Source organism: Rahnella sp. PAMC25559, from assembly GCF_050632365.1.
GTDB classification, from domain to species: domain Bacteria; phylum Pseudomonadota; class Gammaproteobacteria; order Enterobacterales; family Enterobacteriaceae; genus Rahnella; species Rahnella rivi.
Map to the genome: position 1 here is coordinate 2512762 of NZ_CP192543.1, position 21572 is coordinate 2534333.

Here is a 21572-nt window from a genome sequence, read left to right on the forward strand (position 1 = left end):
AAATGTCCTCCTTTTTGAACGTCACCAGTTAAACACAGAGTTATTAAGATCTTCTTAACTCCCTCCTCCACTCGCAGTCCCACACAATGTTGCACTTTTAGCCTGTGGTGATATCGGGAAGTATGATAATTAATCCGGATAAAGGAGGCGCTGACGCCCCTTGAATGACAATCATCAGGAGTTATATGCCGGGTAAAAATCCGTATTACGATCCGTCCAAAAGTCATCACACACCCGAAGGCTTCACCAACATCGAGCCACATAATCGCCAGAAGGGCGATTTGAAACGCTGGCAGCAGGAGCGGAAAGCGCAGCAACTGCCTGTCCCGCCGGAGAAGGGCTATGATCATTTTGTTGCTCAATGGTGGCAACAGGCCGACTTCAGCGGCACTGATGACCGATTATGGTTTCTGGGCCATGCCTGTTTGTTGTTACGCGTTGCGGGGCGATACATTCTCACGGACCCGGCGCTTTCAGAACGGGCGTCGCCGTTGAGGTTTTACGGCCCTAAACGTAAAACGCCGGTTCCGGCGGCGGTCAGCCAACTCCCTCCCATTGATGTGGTGCTTTTTTCACATAATCACTATGACCATCTGGATAAAACCACGGTGCGTAAACTGTTGCGTCGTTTCCCGCAGGTACAGTTTATGGTGCCTCTCGGTATGAAAAGATGGCTGGAAAAACGCGGCGCTAAGTTTGTGGAGGAGCTTGACTGGTGGGAGGAACGGCAGTTTGGCGAAATGACCTTTTCAGCCGTACCGGCGCGCCACTGGAGCATGAGGACCCCCTGGGATCGCAATCAGTCCCTGTGGTGTGGTTGGGTGGTTGCACATCCGGCAATGCGTTTTTATTTCTCAGGCGACAGTGGTTACAGCAATCAGTTTGAAGTGATAGGGCAGCGCCTGGGCCCCTTCGATTTGGCGGCCATTCCGATAGGTGCTTATGCACCAAGATGGTTCATGAGCGCGCAGCATATGGATCCGCAGCAGGCTGTCGGGGTGTTTTCAGAACTGCGTTGTCACAAAGCTGTGCCGATCCATTGGGGCGTTTTTGAATTAGCGGATGAATCTCTTGATCAGCCCTTAAAGGAATTAACCCAGGCGATTGCTCAAAGCGTTAATCCAGAAATGAATTTCAAGCCATTAAAAATGGGAGCAAGCATATCTAAAGAGTGAAAGCAGGAATGTTGCTCATCACGCCTGAGGGATTATGTTTATTAATGAGAAGTATTATCACCTGAGCGGCGGCAATGCTTCACCTTAATCAATGAAGGGGTTAATGAATTGTTAGTATTTATAATAAATAACGCTAAATCGCGTTTTCTGGAGAGCGGTGCAGACAGGATATTGGCATGTCTGACGGTGAAATAGGGTGTTTATCACCGCAAGACATCGCTTAACGCTTACAGACAAAGAGATTTGTGCTGAACCGGAACAGAAAAGCGCACCGGAGCTGCCGCAGACGAGATTTTTCGCGGATTTTACAGTGAGCTATGCAGCAAGTTCAGACGCAAAAGCCTTCACCCGATTGTGTTCGGGAAAATAGATTTTTTGCGAGGCAGGTCACGGTATTAAATAATTATTAATTATAATGATATTTTATTATTGAATAAGGCTGCTCAAATAACAGGCGAAATGTTAATGCTAATTTAACTAAGTCGCAAAATTTAATTCATTATAATGTAAAAAACGCTGAGTAAGTAATATACATATTGTGAACAGGGTTTCTGGAATTGGAAGCCTTCAGGAAAAATTCTGAAGCAATAATATCTGTGCCCCTCTGAAGACGCACAGTTAAGGTGCATTTATTTCTTTTCCTTGTTTTTATTGCACCATTTTATTCATCGATGGCGTTATTGATTATTGCATAACCAGTCACAATGCAGGTGGGGACAAAAATTGCGCCGAAAGTGGGGAGGGTTTAAGTTCGGGTCGCACCGGTAACCGGCTTCACTGTCAGCAGCCTGCCCGTGGAGGTGGCGCTGAAGGCTGATGTGTAAGGCTTCTGTAGTCAGTTTCTCCATAAAAATTCAAATAAAGATGTTTTTTACGCTTACGGTTCTGCATTAAATGATCAATAATCGAAAAAGGTCGTTATTGTTTTGTTTGATATACCGCTGTGCCTGTAAAGCAGAAAAAAGCATGTCTATCAACATATTTCAGCTTAACTGAACACGAAGTGCCATTAAGCGGCTCAAATATGTGCGACATGTCCATCGCTGATTAAAAATGGCTTGCCATCGAATTCAGAGTATGTGATAACCCTTCTGGGTAAAACGAGGTACAGTTCTGTATATGTGTGGCATTTTCAGTATAGAAGTTCTGAGTAAAGACGTTCACGTTGAATACCGCTTCTCTGCCGATTCTTATCTTAGTGCCTCAAGCAGTAACGACTCTAGTTTGTCTATGTAACGCCTACGGGCGGTTTAAACAATCCAAAGGAAATACTCAAGATGGCAAAGATCAAAGGTCAAGTTAAGTGGTTCAACGAGTCTAAAGGTTTCGGTTTCATTACTCCTGCTGACGGCAGCAAAGACGTGTTCGTACACTTCTCTGCAATCCAGGGTAATGGCTTCAAAACTCTGGCTGAAGGCCAGAACGTAGAGTTCGAAATCCAGGACGGCCAGAAAGGCCCGTCTGCAGTTAACGTAACTGCAATCTAAGCAGCGTCAGCTGTAAAAAAACCCGCTAAGGCGGGTTTTTTTGTGTCCGGCATTCAGAGGATGATGATCCCCGACTGCTGATTTCGCCCGCTGATCCCGGGATGCGATGGATTCAACGCACGCTGATGGCTGTTGCGACGAAAACTGGTGTAGTGGAACCCTTGTCCGGTTTCATCCGGCGTACAAATGGTACAGCGGCCTGCTCGGTCTGTTTCAGTGAAACCGAGTGCGAGTAACTTGGCTTGTGCGATAGCGGCTAAATCAAGATGACGGGGCCGGGGAGAAATCAGCGACGCAGGCAAATCGAGGCGCTGTATAAAGGTATCGTTCAGCTCCTGGCTGACTTCATAGCAGCAGGCCCCCGCCGCCGGGCCAACAGAGGCAACCCAGTCGGCGGTATCGCCTGACAGCGTAATGCGGGCCGCGACCTGCTCCAGAATTCCGTCGATAAGCCCGCGCCAGCCGGCGTGCACCACCCCGATGTGTTGACCATCTTTACGGCTGAAAATGACCGGCAGGCAGTCTGCCGTGTACACAGTCAGAAGAATGCCGGGTGTGGACGTGAAAAGCCCATCAGCTTCACCACAGGCCTGCTCTGGCCGGGAGACATCCACAATCCTGACGCCATGCACCTGTTTTTTTACCGGACGGGTGGCCTCATACGGTTGTAACCCGGCGGGAAGCAGGGCACGTTTGTCGCCGAAACCATGAAGAATACCGGGGATTTGACGGAGTAAGGCTGAGCTGTCACTCATCTCAAGTCTCGTTAATAAAATGTTATGGCACCAGTGTAGCTGGCTTTCCACCCGATTTTCCAGCAGTTGCAACCGCAAGTCGCCTTCTTTAGACTTAACCTTATTGCGAATATTCGCCCCTTCAGACTTTCCTTGCAGGTTTCCCGCATGACTTATCAGTGTCCACTTTGTTTCCAGCCTCTTGAGCTGACCGGCCAGCAATGGCGTTGCCCGGAAAATCATCAGTTCGATCATGCAAAGGAAGGCTACGTCAATCTGATGCCCGTGCAGCACAAGCGTTCGAAGCAACCGGGGGACAGCACCGAAATGATGATGTCGCGACGTGCTTTTCTGGACGCCGGTCATTATCAGCCGCTGCGCGACCGTCTGATGACCATTCTTGATGATGTGTTGCCGCAAAGTGCCGTTACGCTACTCGACATCGGATGCGGGGAAGGGTATTACACCACGGCCATCGCAGAGCGCCTGATGCAAACGCGCGCGATGAAAGTGTTTGGTCTGGATGTGGCAAAAGTCGCGATTCGCTATGCGGCCAAGCGCTACCACGCTGTGTCATTCTGTGTCGCCTCCAGCCACCGCTTACCCTTCGCCGCAGCCTCGCTGGATGCCGTAGTGCGTATCTACGCGCCGTGTAAGGCTCAGGAGCTGTACCGCGCGTTAAAACCGGGTGGCATAGTCTTAACCGTCGCACCAGGGCCACGTCATCTTTATCAGCTGAAAGGGCTGATTTATCAGGATGTGCAACTGCATGCCGAACTGGATGAACAGCTGGAAGGATTTGAGCGCGTGGCAACGGAGTCGCTGGCTTACGGGATGCAGCTTAACGGCGCGGAGGCATTTGATTTATTGCAGATGACGCCATTTGCGTGGCGTGCCACCGAAGAGGTGATGAAAAATCTCAAGGCAGAGCAGGCTTTCGAGTGTGAAACTGATTTCGTTATCAGGTTGTACCAGCGTAAAGCGGATGACGAGAGCGGCCACTCATAATTTCAGTCTGAGCGTCGCACTGTGCGGCGTCAGTCCGCTCACGGCATTCAGTGGTTGAAGGTCAGTCTATTGATTTTCAACCATGATTTTGTAAATCCTTTCCAGATCGTCCAACTCGTTTACGCGAATCAATAACTTCTTCTGTTCCAGTTCAAACACCAGCACGCCATCTTCTGAGAGGTTCATGCCACGGATCCGGTCGTAGGTAATGAACGCATTGGCGAAGTAAAAACCCGCAGGTTTGAACAGCAACTTTGGCCAGCGAATAAAAGAAAGGTAGAACGCGACCAGCCCCAGGCCGATCAACAGGAAATTAGTCAAAGGCGTGCCATTCGCCTGAATATTGTTGTAAAGCAGTATCGCCAGCAGACCAATAAAAATGATGGAATCCAGTTTGTTACGGCGTCGGAGATTGACTCTCAGACGTGTTTTTCCGTTGCGGGTTCCCATGATGAATTCGTCGTAAATGGCATAAGCCAGCAGCAGCACGATGAAGAGGACGAGGACGATATCGGTCACGGACATGAAAAAAAACTCCAGCTCACTGCCAACAGGCAAAACTAAATAAAATCAGAAATGGGCAAATTAAGGCAATAAAAAAGCCGGAGGAGTGATCCCCCGGCTTGTGGTTATCAGAGACCTAACAGGCCAATCCAGTAACCGAAGATACCGATGGCGAAGAAGCCAACGATGATCCACAACGCGTTCACTTTCTTACGCAGCAACCACATACAGCCGAAGGTCAGCAGCAATGGCACCAGACCTGGCATCAGCTGGTCCAGAATCGTCTGTACCGTGGTGACCGTGGTGTGGCCTGTCTGGTCAGTAATTTTCGATACCACCAGCGGGATGTTAACGTGGGTCCATTTGTTAACCAGCGCCCCCATGACAAAGAGGCCGAGAATCGACGCCCCCTCAGTCAGTTTTTGCAGGAAGCCGCCGCCCATATCACTAACGATATCGACACCTTTTTTATAGCCATATGCCACGCCGTAATAACGGGTCAGCAGGCGCACTACGTTGAACAGAATAAAGAACAGCAACGGTCCGAGCAGACTCCCGGTCATCGCGATACCTGCACCCAGCGCAGCAAACACCGGACGCACAGTACCCCAGAAAATCGGGTCACCCACACCGGCCAGAGGCCCCATCAGACCGACTTTCAGACCGTTGATGGCTGCGTCGTCGATAGGTGCGCCGTTGGCACGCTGTTCTTCCATCGCCAGCGTTACACCCAAAACAGGCGCTGCAACGTAAGGATGGGTGTTGAAGAATTCCAGATGGCGTTTGATCGCCGCTTTGCGATCGTCGTTATTTTCAGGATAGAGACGACGAATTGCAGGCACCATACAGAAGCAGAAGCCCAGAGCCTGCATACGTTCGAAGTTCCATGACCCCTGGAAAAGGTTGGAGCGCATAAACACACCGCGAATGTCGCTTGCCGTGAGTTTTTTAACTTCAGTTTTATCAACCATGTCCTTCACCCTTAATCCAATTCGTTATCGAGATCGTTAACACCCGGAGCCGCCGCTGCTTGCGCAGATTTGTTGTATTTCGGGCTCAACTGGATGTAAAGCACTGCCATCACCACACCAATTACACCCAGTGCAACCAGGTTGAAGTTAGTGAATGCCGCAGTGACGAAACCGAGGTAGAAGAAAGGCATCAGGTAGCCAGCACGCATCATGTTGATGACCATGGCGTAACCGACAACAACAATCATACCACCCGCGATATTCAGGCCGTTGGTGACCACTTCCGGAATCGATGCCAGCAGATCATGAACGATGGCAGTACCCACAGAAACAGCAACAATCACGGCTGGAATGGCGATACGCATTGCCTGAAGAACCAGTGCCGAAACGTGGATCCAGGTGATGGCGCTCAGATTCCCTTTCTCAGCGGCTTTATCAGCAGCGTGCTGGAAGGCAACGGTGATGGTACGAACGATAATGGTTAATACCTGGCCGGCAGCTGCCAGAGGGATCGCCAGCGCGATACCCGCACCGACAGACTGTCCGCCGGCAATAACCAGAATGGTCGAGATGATAGAGGCGAGAGCAGCATCTGGCGCAACAGCAGCACCGATGTTCATCCAGCCCAAAGCGATCATTTCCAAAGTACCGCCGATGATGATCCCGGTTTTAACATCACCCAGAACAAAACCGATCAAAGTACAGGCAACTAACGGACGGTGAAACTGGAACTCATCCAGAATCGAACCCATCCCGGCAATACATGCAACAATAAATATCAGCACAATTTGTAGTGTGGTGATCTCCATTGCACTTCTCCTATGACCAAAGGACGCTGAGTAAAAACAAGCACACAGGGTACAGATAACGTTGAGGTCATCTGCCCGAAAGGCATGTGCTTATTAATTCATCTTATTAATAAGATCCATCATCTTGAGACGTGAATCCGAGGACACTTTACGCACTTCAAGTTCAATACCTTTGGCATCCAGTTTTTTGAATGCTTCGATATCTTTCTCGTCGACGGACACGGCATTATTCACCTGGGTTTTACCCTGACGGAATGCCATACCACCGATATTGACGGTCGTAATCTTTATGCCACCTTCCACCACACGCAACACGTCGGTTGGATTGGTGAACAGCAACATCACACGGTCGCCTGCGTATTTTGGGTTGTTGTAGACACGGATAGCTTTCTCCACATCGACAACGTGTGCGGTAACACCGGGAGGGGCAACCTGAGTCAGCAACGTTTTACGCACGGTATCGGCAGCGACTTCATCGCTGATAACAATAATGCGGTTGACGTTGGTTTCTTTGGTCCAGCGGGTCGCTACCTGGCCATGGATCAAACGGTCATCAATACGGGCAAGACCGATCTTCATGTAGTCATTCGGGCCGGAAGGTTGAACCGGGGCGGCTTTTTTTGGCACAGGTGCGGCGACAGGCGCTTCGGTGGCAGGTTCCGGGGTTTTCAGCGCTTTCACGCCAATACGTCCGGTTTCCACGGCAATGGCAACCAGCTCTGCGAAAGAGGGGTTGTCATCACGTGCCATGAACGTTTCTGCCAGCATTGGGATATTCACACCGGTGACAACTTCGTAATTTTCCTTATCGACAACAATGCGGCTAGCGGCGTTAAACGGGCTGCCACCCCAGGTGTCGACCAGGAAAAGGACGCCGCTGCTGGTGTCTAAACCACCCAACTTTGCCGTGTACTTTTCGATCAGGGTTTCGGCGTTCTCGCCGGGTACGAAATCGATATAGGCGACGTTATCCTGTTCACCTAAAATCATTTCCGCTGTTTTCAGCAACTGCTCAGCTGCTGACCCGTGCGTGCCGATGATAATAGCAATACTCACTCGCTACCTCCTCTGTTAACTCCGTTAAGAGTTATGCACATAAGTAATGGTGCTGACGATGACATCCGCCCGTTTTTATTCCTGAGGCGGACAGGGCATTCCCTGCATGAGACTCAACTCAAAGAACGTCCGTTAATTTCTGATAACACTGATAAACAGTAAAACAGCAGAACCTCAACAGGTTGTGCAACGTGATTTATTTTAGTGTGTGAAAAAATAATTTTTGTGACGACTGTCCGTTATTCAACGACGTATTGTGAATACGCTTTCACGTGCACAATAAAACAGCATAGATGTTTCAGAATGATGCTGGAGGTAAAAGATCATACTTTCCCCTGATAATCATTCCTGATAAAGTGATTTTCCAAATAATTGAACAGGAGTACCGGGCCTCAGCCCTCCCTATGGACTGTCACCGACGTCACTATTCTTCGCTTCTTCACCTCATCAATACCGGCAAATCCGCCCCAATGGGCCTGATTTTTGCCGCACTGAAACCGCTTTCATCTGTGAGTTATCCAGTTAAAACATTTTGCCGGGCGTCTGAAGGCTCCGCGAATCGCGTTTCTTTGCGTCTTTTTTCTTTAACTCATTGCGGAGTCTGACATGGAATTTTTGATGGACCCTTCAATATGGGTCGGTTTGCTGACACTTGTCGTACTGGAAATTGTTCTGGGTATCGACAATCTGGTCTTTATTGCCATTCTTGCGGACAAACTGCCGCCAAAACAGCGTGATAAAGCGCGTATCATCGGCTTGTCATTAGCCCTGATCATGCGTTTAGGTCTGCTGTCGCTGATTTCGTGGATGGTCAAACTGACCACGCCGCTGTTCAGCATTGCTCAGTTTAGTTTCTCTGGTCGTGATCTGATCCTGTTACTCGGCGGGGTTTTCCTGCTGTTCAAGGCGACGACAGAGCTGCATGAAAGGCTGGAAGGGCATGAAGAGCACGGTTCACAAAATCGTGGGTACGCCAGCTTCTGGTCGGTCGTCGCCCAGATTGTGGTGCTGGATGCCGTCTTCTCTCTCGATGCGGTGATCACGGCGGTCGGCATGGTGAATAACCTGTACGTCATGATGACGGCGGTTATCATTGCCATGGGCGTCATGCTGATGGCGTCGAAATCGCTGACGCGCTTTGTGAACAATCATCCGACGGTGGTGGTGCTGTGTCTCAGCTTCCTGCTGATGATCGGTCTGAGCCTGATTGCGGAAGGTTTTGGCTTCCACATTCCGAAAGGTTATCTGTACGCTGCGATCGGCTTCTCCATTCTGATTGAATTGTTTAACCAGATTGCCCGTCGTAACTTCCTGAAAAGCCAGTCCACCAGGCCGATGCGTGAACGTACCGCCGAGGCGATTCAGCGTCTGATGGGCGGGAAACGCCAGCATCAGAATGAAGATGAACCTTCCGGTGATGTGCTGCCTGCGAATGAGACGTTTGCCGAAGAAGAGCGACACATGATCACCGGCGTACTGACGCTGGCATCACGCTCCCTGCGCAGCATTATGACGCCGCGTACCGAAATATCCTGGGTGGACTGCGAACGTTCTCCGGCAGAAATCCGCAGTCAGTTGCTGGATACGCCGCACAGCCTGTTCCCGATTTGCCGCCATTCACTGGATGACGTGATCGGTGTGGTGCGTGCGAAGGATCTGCTGGTGGCGCTGGAAAACGGTGAAAGTATCGTGGCCTTTGCCGAAAAAACGCCGCCCATCGTGGTGCCGGAAACCATGGATGTCATCAATCTGCTGGCGGTGCTGCGCAAAGCGAAAGGGCGTCTGGTGGTGGTCAGCAACGAGTTTGGTGTGATTCAGGGGCTGGTTACGCCGCTGGACGTGCTGGAGGCGATTGCCGGTGAATTCCCTGATGAAGATGAAACGCCTGACGTGATTGCTGATGGCGACGCCTGGATTGCCAAAGGGGGCACGGATTTACATCTGTTGCAGCAGATCCTGGACATCAACACCCTGGTCAGCCCGGACGATGATTTTGCATCACTGGCGGGGCTGCTGTTGTCGAAATCAGGTCAGATGCCTGTGGCCGGTGAAGTGATTGATATGGCGTCGCTGCACTTCGAAATCCTTGAAGTGACGGATTACCGTATTGAGCGTGTACGGATAACGAAAATTCAGTCTGAAAACGGGTGGGAAGAAGACCAGTAACCGCGGTGTACTTCTGCTGAGAACGGCGACTTCGGTCGCCGTTTTTTATGGCTGTTATTCGTCAGACTCATCTTCAACCGGCTGCAGTGCCTGGGTCGATTTCTCGTAGCGCGCCAGCCAGATCGGAAACACTTCAATCGGCATTGGCCGGGCAAAATAGTAGCCCTGCAGGGAGTCGACTTTACGTTTACGTAAATAATCAACCTGCTCACGGGTTTCCACCCCTTCGGCAATCAGTTTCAGATTAAGGCGCTGCGCCAGCGTGATGATCGTATCCGTCACCGTGGCATTGATGGCATCGGTGCCAATTGAGGCAGTAAACGCCTGGTCGATCTTCAGCACGTCTGGGTTGAGCGTTTTCAGATAACTCAGTGAACTGTGGCCGGTACCAAAATCATCGATGGCCAGTAAAATTCCCATCTCCTTCAGTTGAGAAATCTCGGCAGCTCTGAGCTCCTGCAACCGCGTGCGTTCCGTTAGTTCCAGCATCAGTGAGACGGAAGGCTCTGCCGGAAGCCAGATTTTGCGGATATCATCCACAATTTCCATATTATTGAAGTGCTGCGCTGCGACGTTAATACTGACGTAAAACCCCGACGTGGCGGGGAAAACGGCGAGATTATCGGTGACGGTTTTAATCAGATAGCGGGTGAGCGCGATGATTAATCCGTGCTGCTCGGCGAGCGGAATAAACACATCTGGCGACACCCACTCCTGCCTGCGATTTTTCCAGCGCATCAGCGTTTCCACGCCGATGCAGCGGCCATCGACGCTGTTAATAATGGGCTGGCAATACACCTTAAATTCGCGGTGCGAAATCCCGTGGCTTATCGGATAGGCAAGGCTTATCCGGCTGCCTGACAATAAATAGACTGCTGTCGCCGTCAGTAAGCTTATCAACATGGAAAGAGGCAGATGAGACGCCAGCTCTGACCACGCCAGCGCCGAGGCCTCTTCGCCATAAATGGACACGGTGAAATCATAATTTGGCGACGTGACGGTCAGTAATGGCTGCTGCGGCAAATTCACACTGGGAATAATTTCGTTCTTTCCATATTCCAGACTTTGCTTCATGACGTTCAGAACAATATGGCGCGCATACGGCGGCTGCGGTTCGAGCAGGAAATTCGACAGGATCCCGATGTTATACACAAACAGCTGACCGTTGAGATTATCGGGCGTAGCGGGCTGCCAGAGCAGCAGGGTAGGAATGTTCAGCCGGCTTAATTTCGCAGCGCGAAGTTCCAGCCGCGTTTTGCCTTGCGCGATATCGGGCAGCGTTTTATCGAGGCTGAGATCCAGTGCACCAATCAGGCTTGAGCAGGTGATGGTGCCATTATTGACGAGGGTGATAGAACGCAATGTCTGCATCAGAGCGACAGTTTGCTGCAAGGCCGGTTGTAATTCACGGCAGGTCAGCGCCGGATCGACAGGGGTGGATTGCGCAGCAGGTATAGCGGGTTCAAGCAGTTTTTCGAGTTTCTGAACGGTGTGTAAGGCGACGCGTTGCTGATCGGCGGTGATCACCTGGCTTTGTTCATAAATACGGATACTGAGTGTTAACAGCAGGGTAAAAATACCCATCGCGCCGGCCAGTGCAAGGCGATAGTAGCGATACTTCGCAAGTCCGGTCTGGGAGAACAGCATCGTTCTAATCCTTTTATCCCGTGTAAAGTGCAGGCTTACAAGTGTTCATTTTAAAGGTTTACCGATGCAAAACAGCCGTTTCATTATTATTGATAGTAGCCGTAAATCGCCGGATGCTCTTCCTGCGTGAAGAAGGAAAATCAGAGAAAATCCAGATCTGTGACGTTGTCACTTACTTAGCGTCTGTTCATTTTATCTTATACGTGGTGGTACAGAGTGAAGCAGTCTGTGCGGCAAAACAAGCGGAAATCAGCATGCCGCACCTGCAGGGTATAAGCAAGTCTCACGGCCATTAAGTATTGATAATACAACAGGTTTTTCTTAACAAAGATTTAATGACTAAGTGACAGTTCCAGGCTGATATATCCTGCGGCGAACGGGTAAAAAAACAGTTCTTCGCCGCCGCAGGCACAAGGAAAACCTCGGTAATATCAGTCGCACTGTACCTTGATCGCCAGACCGCCGCGGGAGGTTTCACGGTACTTGGCGTTCATGTCTTTACCCGTTTCGTACATGGTTTCAATCACTTTATCGAGAGAAACCCGTGGCTCACTGGTGCGGCGCAGCGCCATGCGTGCTGAGTTAATGGCTTTTACCGAGGCAATCGCATTACGCTCAATACACGGCACCTGAACCTGACCGGCGACAGGATCGCAGGTCAGGCCGAGGTTGTGCTCCATCCCGATCTCTGCGGCGACGCAGACCTGCTCCGGGCTTCCGCCCAGCAATTCTGTCAGACCGGCAGCGGCCATAGAACAGGCGACGCCGACTTCGCCCTGGCAGCCGACTTCAGCCCCGGAAATAGAGGCATTCATCTTATAAAGAATACCGATGGCGCCGGACGTCAGGAAATAGCGCAGATAAATGTCGGGGCTGACCGACTGAATGTACTTGTCGTAGTACGCCAGCACCGCAGGAACAATCCCGCAGGCGCCGTTCGTCGGTGCAGTAACCACGCGTCCGCCGGCTGCGTTTTCTTCATTCACCGCCAGCGCAAACATGTTCACCCAGTCGATGACGTTCATCGGGTCTTTTGACAGCTGATCGTTTGATACCAGCATCCGGCGCAGTGCCGAGGCACGGCGGGGGACACGCAGCGGGCCGGGAAGCACGCCTTCCGTGTTTAAACCGCGATCGATACAGGCCTGCATGGTGTGCCAGATTTTCTCGAAATACTGCTCGATTTCCTGTTTGCTGTGCTGCGCCAGCTCGTTTTTCATCATCAAGCCGGACAGCGACAGGCCATTTTCTTTGCACTTCTCCAGCATTTCACTGGCCGAATTAAAGCTGAAAGGCACCGCCACTTCATCCAGCACCGGCTGGCCGAAATGCTCGTCATCGACAATAAAGCCGCCGCCGACGGAGTAGTAGGTTTTGCTGTAAACCAGTTTGTCACCGGCAAAGGCGTGGATCTGCATGGCGTTTTCATGACGCGGTAAATTCTCGCTCCGGAAAACCATGCCCGTGTCGCGCGGGAAATCGACTTCGTGCTGCGTTTCACCCAGCGGCAAACGCTGACGTTGCTCAACGTCGCGGATAAAGTGGGGAATACCGTCGATGTCGACGGTATCTGGCTGGTTACCCGCCAGACCTAAAATAATGGCGATATCTGTGTGGTGGCCTTTACCTGTCAGTGACAGGGAGCCAAAAACGTCCACGGCGACACGCGTAACGGCAGGCATCATGCCCTGTTCGAGCAGGTCATCAGCGAACTGTTTGCCTGCTTTCATCGGGCCCAAAGTATGGGAACTGGAAGGGCCAATCCCGACCTTGAACATGTCGAAAACGCTAATCACGTCGAATACTCCTGTAATTGATAACGGCAGGGAACGGGATCCCTGACACCCATAACTGAAATCTGGCCCCGAGGGGAGATCTGATCTTATGGGTAGATCCATAGTGTAAAAGGGGTTAAGACCAATAGTTTCATTTTTCGCATGAAATAAACTTATTTGATGCGAAAGTGTGATCGATGTGTAACCGTTGAGGTCAGTCTTTAACCTGCCGGGCCAGCTGACGAATGATCGACGCGGTAAGTCCCCAGACAAATTGTTGCTGATACCAGGATAAATACACCCGGTGGTGGATCCCTCTGCGATGAATATCCAGAGAGTGATAGCGGGCCAGATCGAACGCTTCCTGAAGCGGCATTTCGAACAGTTCTGCCACCTCGTCTTCCTGCGGGTGGAGTGTCACATCCACCGGTAACAGGCCAATGACCGGGGTCACCTGAAACCCGCTGCTGCTGTCCTGCGGTGCCAGCGTGCCTAACACGTGTACCTGTTCGGGCGGAATGGCGACTTCTTCCTGCGCCTCGCGCAGCGCGGTGGCAATAATCGACGCGTCGGTGGCATCGGCTGCGCCGCCGGGAAACGCCACCTGGCCGGGGTGCTTGCGCAGGCTGTCTGATCGCCGGGTCAGTAAAATGGTTGGTTGTTCACGGCAAATAATGGGGATCAGCACCGCGGCATGACGGGTTCCACGTAGCTGTGGTGCGGGCAGGCGCGGCTGCTGCAACTGAAAGCGCAGAATAAAATCTTCCACGGCGGGCGAAAATGCCTGCAAGGTCGGCTGTTGTTCCAGCAACGTCACGGCTGTACGTCTCCTAACTGTGGCAGGATGCGGGCAATTTTATCGAACGTCTCCTGATATTCGGCCTGTTCCTGACTGTCTGCAACGATGCCGCCGCCTGCCCAACAGTAGATTTTCCCCTGCTCGGTAAGCAACGTGCGGATAGTGATATTGCTGTCCATGGTGCCGCAACAACTGAGGTAAGCAATACTGCCGCAGTAACCGTTTCGTCGCTGCGGCTCGAGTTCTTCGATGATTTCCATCGCGCGTACTTTCGGCGCACCGGTAATCGATCCGCCAGGGAAGCAGGCACGGAGCAGGGCGCTGGCGTGGCAGTCGTCGGGTAACTGCGCGGTAATGGTACTGACCAGATGATGAACAGCCGGGAAAGGCTCGACCACAAACAGTTCGGGAACCCGCACGGTGCCGGGCGTCGCCACGCGACCGATGTCATTACGCAGTAAATCGACGATCATCAGATTTTCGGCCCGATCTTTTTCCGACGCGGCCAGACGCTCAGCCTGACGGGCATCTTCCTGCGGATCTTCACAGCGCGGCAACGTGCCTTTGATAGGGCGGGTCTGGATCTGCTTATTCCTCAGCCAGATAAAGCGTTCTGGCGAAAGGCTGAGCACGGCGTTTTCCGGCAAGCGCAGAAATGCCGAGAACGGCGCGCGGTTGGCCTGATTCAGCCGCAGGAAAGCCTGCCATTCATCTCCCTGATAATCAGTGGAAAAACGCTGCGCCAGATTGATCTGATAACAGTCACCGCTGTGAATATATTCCTGAATCTGGCGGAATTTCTCGCCATATTCCCCGCGGCTCATATTCGCCTGCCAGGGCGCATTCAGGCGAAAAGACGCGGTGTTTACCGGCTGCGCATGCGCTTCGAGCCAGCGCAGACGTGCCTGCACATCGCCATGACATACCAGCGTCAGACGTTGTAAATGATGATCGGCGATCAGCGCCCAGTCATAAATGCCGACGGCCATGTCCGGCAGATGAATATCGCGCTGTGCGATATCCGGCAGTGTCTCGACACGACGGCCTAAATCATAGCCAAACAGACCCAGCGCGCCGCCCTGAAAAGGAAAATCATCCGCGCTGGTTGCCTGTAATCCGCTGGCCGAAAGCTGCTCTTCCAGCAGGGTGAAAGGATCTTCTTTTCGCGATGCCACGCTGCCGTTTTGCTCAATCAGGGTGACGTTGCCACGTGTGGTCAGCGTTATCTGCGGATCCGCCACCAGAATGTCGAAGCGGTTATGCTGATGCTGTGCGGCACCCGAATGCAGCAACATGGCCCAGGGCAACGCAGAAAGTGGCGCGAACAGCGTCAGCAAGGCATCTGGCTGATAGGGCAACGAATGATGAACAACGGAGTGAGCGGGTTGCATGGCGGGTTTCAGTTTCTCTGGCGCGATAAATGATGTAATAGACCTGTGATCCTAACATAGATCAGGCCACCGGAAACCAGCGCAGGCGATTTGCGTGAATAAGGCGTATACTGTGCAACCCCGCAGCCTGCGGGTGTTGTTTCTCTCTTGCCTCATCCAACACGTACAACAGGAATTTCCTATGCTGACAGGTATGCCTTCACTTTCACATAACGAACAAGAACAGGCCGCCGATCGTATCCGCCAGTTAATGGAAAACGGCATGAGCAGCGGCGAAGCCATTGCCACCGTTGCGGCAGAAATCCGTGAGACGCATAAAGGCGATCGCGTGACCGTCATTTTTGATGACGAAGACGAATAACATTCGAACCTGAGACGCTTTATAAGAGCCGATCTCGTGATGAAAAAAAGCCGGACCCTTTACAGGTGTCCGGCTTTTTTTCGCGATGAACTGACTGAGATTAGCCTTTCACACTCACGGCGGCGGCGGCCAGCTTCGCCTGCTCGACGGCATCTTCCACATTTTCGGCAATGGCCAGCGCCACACCCAGACGGCGTTTACCGCTGATTTCCGGTTTGCCGAACAGGCGGATCTGATTGTATCCGGTCAGTGCATTTTCCAGACCGCTGAAAGTCACGTTGTTACTGGTCAGTTCAGGCAGGATCACGGCAGAGGCGGAAGGGCCGAACTGGCGGATATTGCCCACCGGCAGGCCGAGGAAGGCGCGAACGTGCAGGGCAAACTCAGAGAGATCCTGAGAAATCAGCGTCACCATGCCGGTATCGTGCGGGCGCGGTGACACTTCGCTGAAGACCACGTCGTCGCCACACACAAACAGTTCGACACCAAACAGGCCTTTGCCGCCCAGGGCTTTCACCACTTTTTCGGCGATGTCTTTCGCGCGCTGTAACGCCAGTTCGGTCATTTGCTGCGGCTGCCATGATTCACGGTAATCACCGTCTTCCTGACGATGGCCGATCGGCGCACAGAAGTGGATGCCGTCAACGGCGCTGATGGTCAGCAGCGTGATTTCGAAATCAAATTTTACCAGCCCTTCAACAATCACGCGCCCGCCGCCAGCACGGCCGCCTTGCTGCGCATAATCCCATGCGGTTTGCAGCTGGTCTGCGCCACGGATCAGGCTCTGGCCTTTACCGGAGGAGCTCATCACCGGTTTGATGATGCACGGGTAACCGATTGCGTCTACCGCCTGGCGGAAAGACGCTTCATCATCAGCAAACTGGTAGCTCGACGTTGGCAATTGCAGCGTCTCTGCGGCCAGGCGACGGATCCCTTCGCGATTCATGGTCAGGCGCGTCGCTTCAGCGCAAGGCACCACGTTGTGACCCTGTTTTTCCAGTTCAACCAGCATGCTGGTGGCGATAGCTTCGATTTCCGGCACGATGAAATCAGGGCGTTCGCTTTCAATCACCTGTTTCAGGGCGTCGCCGTCCAGCATATTAATGACATGGCTGCGGTGAGCGACCTGCATCGCCGGTGCATCAGCGTAACGATCGACGGCGATCACTTCCAGGCCAAGACGCTGGCATTCGATCGCCACTTCTTTACCGAGTTCGCCAGAGCCTAACAACATGACGCGGGTGGCGCCGGTGCGCAGTGCAGTACCAATGGTTAACATAGCTTCGTACCCAGATCTGTGATGAAGAAAAATGAGAATTTCGGCGCGCAGTATATCTGAATTTATGTCATACGAAAACGATTGCGCAGTATCTCGAACGATTTCAGCGACGCAATCCGGCCAGAGCATCTGCGGATTTTTTCAGTCCGTTTTCTGCCGTTTAAGGCAGTCGGCGGGCGTCTCTGTTATCATTTAGCCAAACCATGGCGTCAGACCCTCTGCCGCTGCCCCGATTTTTGCCTCACATAAAGAGTTATCGCCTTGAGCACGCATTCCTTTTCAGCCCTGACATTGCCCGCTGAGCAACTTTCTAACCTGACCGAACTGGGTTATACCGAAATGACCCCGATTCAGGCCGCTTCTCTGCCTGCCATCCTGCAAGGTCAGGACGTTCTGGCGAAAGCCAAAACCGGCAGCGGTAAAACGGCAGCCTTCGGTATCGGCCTGCTGAACAGCATCACCGTGGCACAGTTCTACGCGCAGGCGCTGGTGCTGTGTCCGACCCGTGAACTGGCGGATCAGGTCAGTAAAGAGTTACGTCGTCTGGCGCGATTCACCCAGAACATCAAAATCCTGACCCTGTGCGGCGGCCAGTCCATCGGGCCACAGCTGGAATCTCTGGTTCGTCAGCCACACATTGTTGTGGGCACGCCGGGCCGCATTCAGGAACATTTGCGTAAAGGCACCCTGAAACTGGATCAGCTGAAAGTGCTGGTGCTGGACGAAGCCGATCGCATGCTGGATATGGGCTTTAGCGAAGATATCGAAGATGTGGTCAGCTATACACCGCCAGCCCGTCAGACGCTGTTGTTCTCCGCGACCTATCCGGATGGCATCGAGCGCATCAGCTCTAAATTTCAGCGTCAGCCGCTGAAAGTCGAAATTGAAGGCGAGGAAGATGTTGCTGATATCAAGCAGGTCTTCATCGAAGCCGATAAGCATCAGCGTTTGTCCCTGCTGGCGGCGGTGCTGTATCAGCATCAGCCGACGTCGTGTGTGGTGTTCTGTAATACCAAACGCGACTGCCAGGACGTGTGTGATGCACTTTCCGGTAAAGGCATCAGCGCACTGGCGCTGAATGGCGATCTGGAACAGCGCGACCGTGACCGCGTGCTGGTGCGTTTCTCTAACGGCAGTTGCCGCGTACTGGTGGCGACAGACGTGGCTGCGCGCGGGCTGGACATCAAAGATCTCGGTCTGGTCATCAACTACGAACTCTCTTTCGATCCTGAAGTGCACATTCACCGCGTCGGTCGTACAGGCCGTGCAGGCACCAGCGGTCTGGCGGTCAGTCTGGTGACGCCACAGGAGATGGTGCGGGTGCACGCGCTGGAAGATTATACCCGTCAGACCTTTACCTGGCAGCCCGCAGCGCAGGCGCTGGCAGCGACACCGGTGGCGCTCGATCCTGAGATGGCGACGCTGTGCATTGACGGGGGGCGTAAAGCCAAAATTCGTCCCGGCGACATCCTCGGTGCTCTGACCGGTGAAGCGGGTCTGACGGCTGCGGAAGTGGGTAAAATCGATATGTTCCCGATCCACGCTTACGTGGCTATCCGTCAGAAAAGCGCTAAAAAAGCGTTACAGCGTTTGCAGGAAGGTAAGATCAAAGGCAAAAACTGTAAGGCTATTATCTTGCGTTAACGGATTTTCATCCCGCTTTTGCGTTGCAGGTCTTATTGTTAATGTTGTGTTATTACCTTGTTGAGGATTATATTATCTGACGCAAGCGATGACCTTGTCAGTTGTAGGGATATGGATCCTGCAAGGTCAGTGATAACGATCGACAAAAAGCGGGAAGACGCACAATGAAAAAGATGATCACAGGCGTGGTAATAGCGTTAGCAGGAATGAGCGGGATGAGTCAGATGGCGCAGGCCGCTGAACCTGAAGTCAGAACGGCGACGGTCGCACCTTGTTCCACCGCCAGCAAAGATGAGATTGCAGCGCTGGTTAAACGTGATTTCCTGCAAAACCGTATTCCGCGCTGGGATGCCGATAAGAAAACCCTCGGGACTTCCACACCGGTGGCGTGGGTCGTTCCGGACAGCATCAGCGGCGATAATGCCCGCTGGGAGATACCGCTGAAAGTTCGTGGCGATCACACTGACAAAACTTATCAGGTGACGCTCAACTGTCAGCTTGGCGAAATCAGCTACAGCGCACCCGTTTAAGCATTTCCTGCGTTCGTTGCCAGCCAGCGGACGCATTATTCCTTTCTTTTCCGTCCCTTGGTTTCCCCGCATAAACCTGTCACTCTTACCACACCACTAAGAGGACAAAGAGATCCCGCGATGATGACACCTCCAAAGGCTGAAAAACGCCCTGAAACCCTGAGCGTACACGGCGATGAACGCGTCGATAATTATTACTGGTTGCGTGACGATGACCGCACCGACCCTCAGGTTCTGGCCTATCTGACCGCCGAAAATGCCTACACCGATCAGGCCATGCAGCCGCATCAGGCGCTGCGTGAAACCCTTTATGGCGAGATGGTGGCACGCATTGCCCAGCAGGATCATTCCGTTCCTTATGTTAAACACGGTTTCCGTTATCAGACACGCTATGAGCCCGGCAACGAATACGCCCTCTATCTTCGTCAACCTGCAGACGAGACGGAAAACTGGCGCACGTTGATCGACGGTAACGAACGCGCCAAAGACAGCGAGTTTTATACGCTGGGCGGGCTGGATATCAGCCGTGATAACAAACTGATGGCCGTTGCTGAAGATTTTCTGTCGCGCCGCCAGTACGACATCCGCATCAAAAATCTGGATGACGAAACCTGGACCGACGATCTGCTGAAAAATACCTCCGGCAGCAGCGAATGGGCGAACGATTCGCAGACGCTGTATTACGTGCGCAAACACAAAAAAACGCTGCTGCCGTATCAGGTTTATCGCCACGTTATCGGCACCGACCCGAAAACAGACAAACTGGTGTACGAAGAAAAAGACGACACCTTCTATGTGGGTCTGGATAAAACCACCTCAGAAAAATACATTCTGATCCATCTCGACAGCACCACCACCTCGGAGATTTTGCTGCTGGATGCTGACGATCCGCAGGCGACACCGCAGGTCTTCCTGTCGCGTCGGAAAGATCACGAATATGCACTCGATCATTATCTCGGCAAGTTTTATATCCGTTCTAATAAAGACGGTAAAAACTTCGGTCTGTATCAAAGTGACCGCGGTGAAGAGTCCGCCTGGCAGGCTTTGATTGCGCCGCGCGATGAAGTGATGCTCGAAGGTTTTAGCCTGTTTCGTGACTGGCTGGTTGTGGAAGAGCGTGAGCAGGGGCTGACGCATCTGCGCCAGATCCACTGGCAGACCGGTGAGGAAAAGTCGCTGGCGTTTGACGACCCGACGTACACCACCTGGCTGGCCTATAACCCTGACCCGGACACCTCGCTGTTGCGCTATGGCTATTCTTCCATGACCACGCCGAGTACGTTATTTGAGTTGGATCTGGATACGCAGGAACGCACCTTACTCAAACAGCAGGAAGTGAAAGATTTTGATCCGGCGAACTATCGCAGTGAACGTGTCTGGGTCACTGCCCGCGACGGCGTTAAAGTACCGGTTTCACTGGTTTATCGCGCGGAGCTATTTAAGCCGCACCAGAATCCGCTGATGCTTTATGGCTACGGCTCTTACGGCAGCAGCATGGATCCGGCGTTTAGCGGCAGCCGCCTCAGCCTGTTAGATCGCGGTTTTGTTTTTGCTCTGGCGCATATTCGCGGCGGCGCAGAGCTGGGTCAGCAGTGGTATGACGACGGTAAACTGTTCAACAAACTGAATACCTTCAACGATTTCATCGACGTGACCAAAGAACTGATCGCTGAAGGTTATGGCGATGCGAAACAGGTGTACGCCATGGGGGGCAGCGCAGGCGGCTTGCTGATGGGCGCTATCATCAATCAGGCACCGGCGTTGTATCACGGCATTGTGGCACAGGTTCCGTTTGTTGATGTGGTGACAACGATGCTGGATGAATCTATCCCGCTGACCACCGGCGAGTATGACGAGTGGGGTAACCCGAACGACAAAGCCTATTACGACTACATGCTGCAATACAGCCCGTACGATCAGGTGCGCGCCCAGGCATATCCGCACATGCTGGTCACCACCGGCCTGCATGATTCTCAGGTGCAATACTGGGAGCCGGCAAAGTGGGTGGCGAAACTGCGTGATGTGAAAACGGACAGCAACCAGCTTCTGATGCACACAGATATGGATTCCGGCCACGGCGGCAAATCTGGCCGTTTCAAAGCTTACGAAGATATCGCGCTGGAATACGCCTTTGTGCTGGCGCTGGCGGCAAAAAACTAAGCCTGCAAGTCCTGGAAAAATCCCATAAAAAAACCCGCGCTGAGCGGGTTTATTCTACGAAGTACATTGTTAAGCA

Annotated in this window: 19 protein-coding genes; 9 read left to right on the top strand and 10 right to left on the bottom strand. The window is 52.5% G+C overall.

Features of this window, described 5'->3' with window-relative positions:
* Positions 1-185 precede the first annotated feature (185 nt).
* The 3 genes from ACQZQY_RS12925 to cspE all read left to right on the top strand — a co-directional run bounded on the left by ACQZQY_RS12925 (position 186) and on the right by cspE (position 2662).
* A complete protein-coding gene (locus ACQZQY_RS12925; protein ID WP_122095663.1) occupies positions 186-1175 on the top strand; it encodes an MBL fold metallo-hydrolase in 990 nt (329 codons plus the stop codon).
* 1119 nt (positions 1176-2294) lie between these two features.
* On the top strand, positions 2295-2411 hold the full coding sequence (locus tag ACQZQY_RS12930; protein ID WP_072158134.1) for a DUF2627 domain-containing protein: 117 nt from the start codon (positions 2295-2297) through the stop codon (positions 2409-2411).
* Between the two features lie 41 nt (positions 2412-2452).
* Positions 2453-2662: a transcription antiterminator/RNA stability regulator CspE gene (gene cspE / locus ACQZQY_RS12935; RefSeq protein ID WP_002221949.1), complete on the top strand. Its 210-nt coding sequence runs from the start codon at positions 2453-2455 to the stop codon at positions 2660-2662.
* Between the two features lie 53 nt (positions 2663-2715).
* Here cspE and ACQZQY_RS12940 read toward each other — a convergent pair whose 3' ends face one another.
* Positions 2716-3417: a polyphenol oxidase family protein gene (locus tag ACQZQY_RS12940; RefSeq protein WP_431295735.1), complete on the bottom strand. Its 702-nt coding sequence runs from the start codon at positions 3415-3417 to the stop codon at positions 2716-2718.
* 147 nt (positions 3418-3564) lie between these two features.
* Between ACQZQY_RS12940 and rlmA the strand changes: the two genes are divergently transcribed.
* Positions 3565-4404 carry a 23S rRNA (guanine(745)-N(1))-methyltransferase gene (gene rlmA, locus ACQZQY_RS12945; protein ID WP_431295736.1) on the top strand — a complete coding sequence of 280 codons (840 nt, stop codon included), beginning with the start codon at positions 3565-3567 and terminating at the stop codon, positions 4402-4404.
* Positions 4405-4470: 66 nt separating this feature from the next.
* Here rlmA and ACQZQY_RS12950 read toward each other — a convergent pair whose 3' ends face one another.
* The 4 genes from ACQZQY_RS12950 to manX form a co-directional block, all read right to left on the bottom strand.
* On the bottom strand, positions 4471-4929 hold the full coding sequence (locus tag ACQZQY_RS12950) for a DUF986 family protein (protein WP_431295737.1): 459 nt from the start codon (positions 4927-4929) through the stop codon (positions 4471-4473).
* 107 nt (positions 4930-5036) lie between these two features.
* Complete coding sequence (locus tag ACQZQY_RS12955) at positions 5037-5879, bottom strand: PTS mannose transporter subunit IID (protein WP_056778904.1); 843 nt, start codon at positions 5877-5879, stop codon at positions 5037-5039.
* Between the two features lie 11 nt (positions 5880-5890).
* On the bottom strand, positions 5891-6688 hold the full coding sequence (locus ACQZQY_RS12960) for a PTS mannose/fructose/sorbose transporter subunit IIC (RefSeq protein WP_056778907.1): 798 nt from the start codon (positions 6686-6688) through the stop codon (positions 5891-5893).
* Positions 6689-6781: 93 nt separating this feature from the next.
* Positions 6782-7744 (bottom strand): PTS mannose transporter subunit IIAB, encoded by a 963-nt coding sequence (gene manX, locus ACQZQY_RS12965; RefSeq protein ID WP_122095660.1) that lies wholly within the window; start codon positions 7742-7744, stop codon positions 6782-6784.
* A gap of 606 nt (positions 7745-8350) precedes the next feature.
* Between manX and ACQZQY_RS12970 the strand changes: the two genes are divergently transcribed.
* Positions 8351-9910: a TerC family protein gene (locus ACQZQY_RS12970; protein ID WP_122095659.1), complete on the top strand. Its 1560-nt coding sequence runs from the start codon at positions 8351-8353 to the stop codon at positions 9908-9910.
* A 54-nt stretch (positions 9911-9964) separates the two neighbouring features.
* Here the strand turns inward: ACQZQY_RS12970 and ACQZQY_RS12975 are convergent, their stop codons facing one another.
* The 4 genes from ACQZQY_RS12975 to pabB all read right to left on the bottom strand — a co-directional run bounded on the left by ACQZQY_RS12975 (position 9965) and on the right by pabB (position 15522).
* Entirely contained in the window at positions 9965-11557 is a 1593-nt protein-coding gene (locus ACQZQY_RS12975) for an EAL domain-containing protein (RefSeq protein ID WP_183846466.1), read from the bottom strand.
* Positions 11558-11988: 431 nt separating this feature from the next.
* Entirely contained in the window at positions 11989-13353 is a 1365-nt protein-coding gene (locus ACQZQY_RS12980) for an L-serine ammonia-lyase (RefSeq protein WP_431295738.1), read from the bottom strand.
* 193 nt (positions 13354-13546) lie between these two features.
* Positions 13547-14149: a CoA pyrophosphatase gene (locus tag ACQZQY_RS12985; protein WP_431295739.1), complete on the bottom strand. Its 603-nt coding sequence runs from the start codon at positions 14147-14149 to the stop codon at positions 13547-13549.
* Positions 14146-15522, bottom strand: coding sequence for an aminodeoxychorismate synthase component 1 (gene pabB / locus ACQZQY_RS12990; RefSeq protein ID WP_431295740.1), 1377 nt, complete (start codon positions 15520-15522; stop codon positions 14146-14148). Before pabB ends, ACQZQY_RS12985 begins: the two co-directional genes overlap by 4 nt.
* A gap of 181 nt (positions 15523-15703) precedes the next feature.
* Here pabB and ACQZQY_RS12995 point away from each other — a divergent pair, with 181 nt between their 5' ends.
* A complete protein-coding gene (locus ACQZQY_RS12995) occupies positions 15704-15883 on the top strand; it encodes a YoaH family protein (protein ID WP_056778924.1) in 180 nt (59 codons plus the stop codon).
* A gap of 100 nt (positions 15884-15983) precedes the next feature.
* Here ACQZQY_RS12995 and purT read toward each other — a convergent pair whose 3' ends face one another.
* Positions 15984-17162: a formate-dependent phosphoribosylglycinamide formyltransferase gene (gene purT / locus ACQZQY_RS13000; RefSeq protein WP_056778928.1), complete on the bottom strand. Its 1179-nt coding sequence runs from the start codon at positions 17160-17162 to the stop codon at positions 15984-15986.
* Positions 17163-17423: 261 nt separating this feature from the next.
* On the opposite strand from purT, the gene dbpA reads away from it, so the two are divergent.
* The 3 genes from dbpA to ACQZQY_RS13015 all read left to right on the top strand — a co-directional run bounded on the left by dbpA (position 17424) and on the right by ACQZQY_RS13015 (position 21496).
* Positions 17424-18806 carry an ATP-dependent RNA helicase DbpA gene (gene dbpA, locus ACQZQY_RS13005; RefSeq protein WP_056778931.1) on the top strand — a complete coding sequence of 461 codons (1383 nt, stop codon included), beginning with the start codon at positions 17424-17426 and terminating at the stop codon, positions 18804-18806.
* 164 nt (positions 18807-18970) lie between these two features.
* Positions 18971-19336 carry a protein YebF gene (gene yebF / locus ACQZQY_RS13010; protein ID WP_136375985.1) on the top strand — a complete coding sequence of 122 codons (366 nt, stop codon included), beginning with the start codon at positions 18971-18973 and terminating at the stop codon, positions 19334-19336.
* Positions 19337-19456: 120 nt separating this feature from the next.
* Entirely contained in the window at positions 19457-21496 is a 2040-nt protein-coding gene (locus ACQZQY_RS13015; RefSeq protein WP_217204792.1) for a S9 family peptidase, read from the top strand.
* Positions 21497-21572 lie beyond the last annotated feature (76 nt).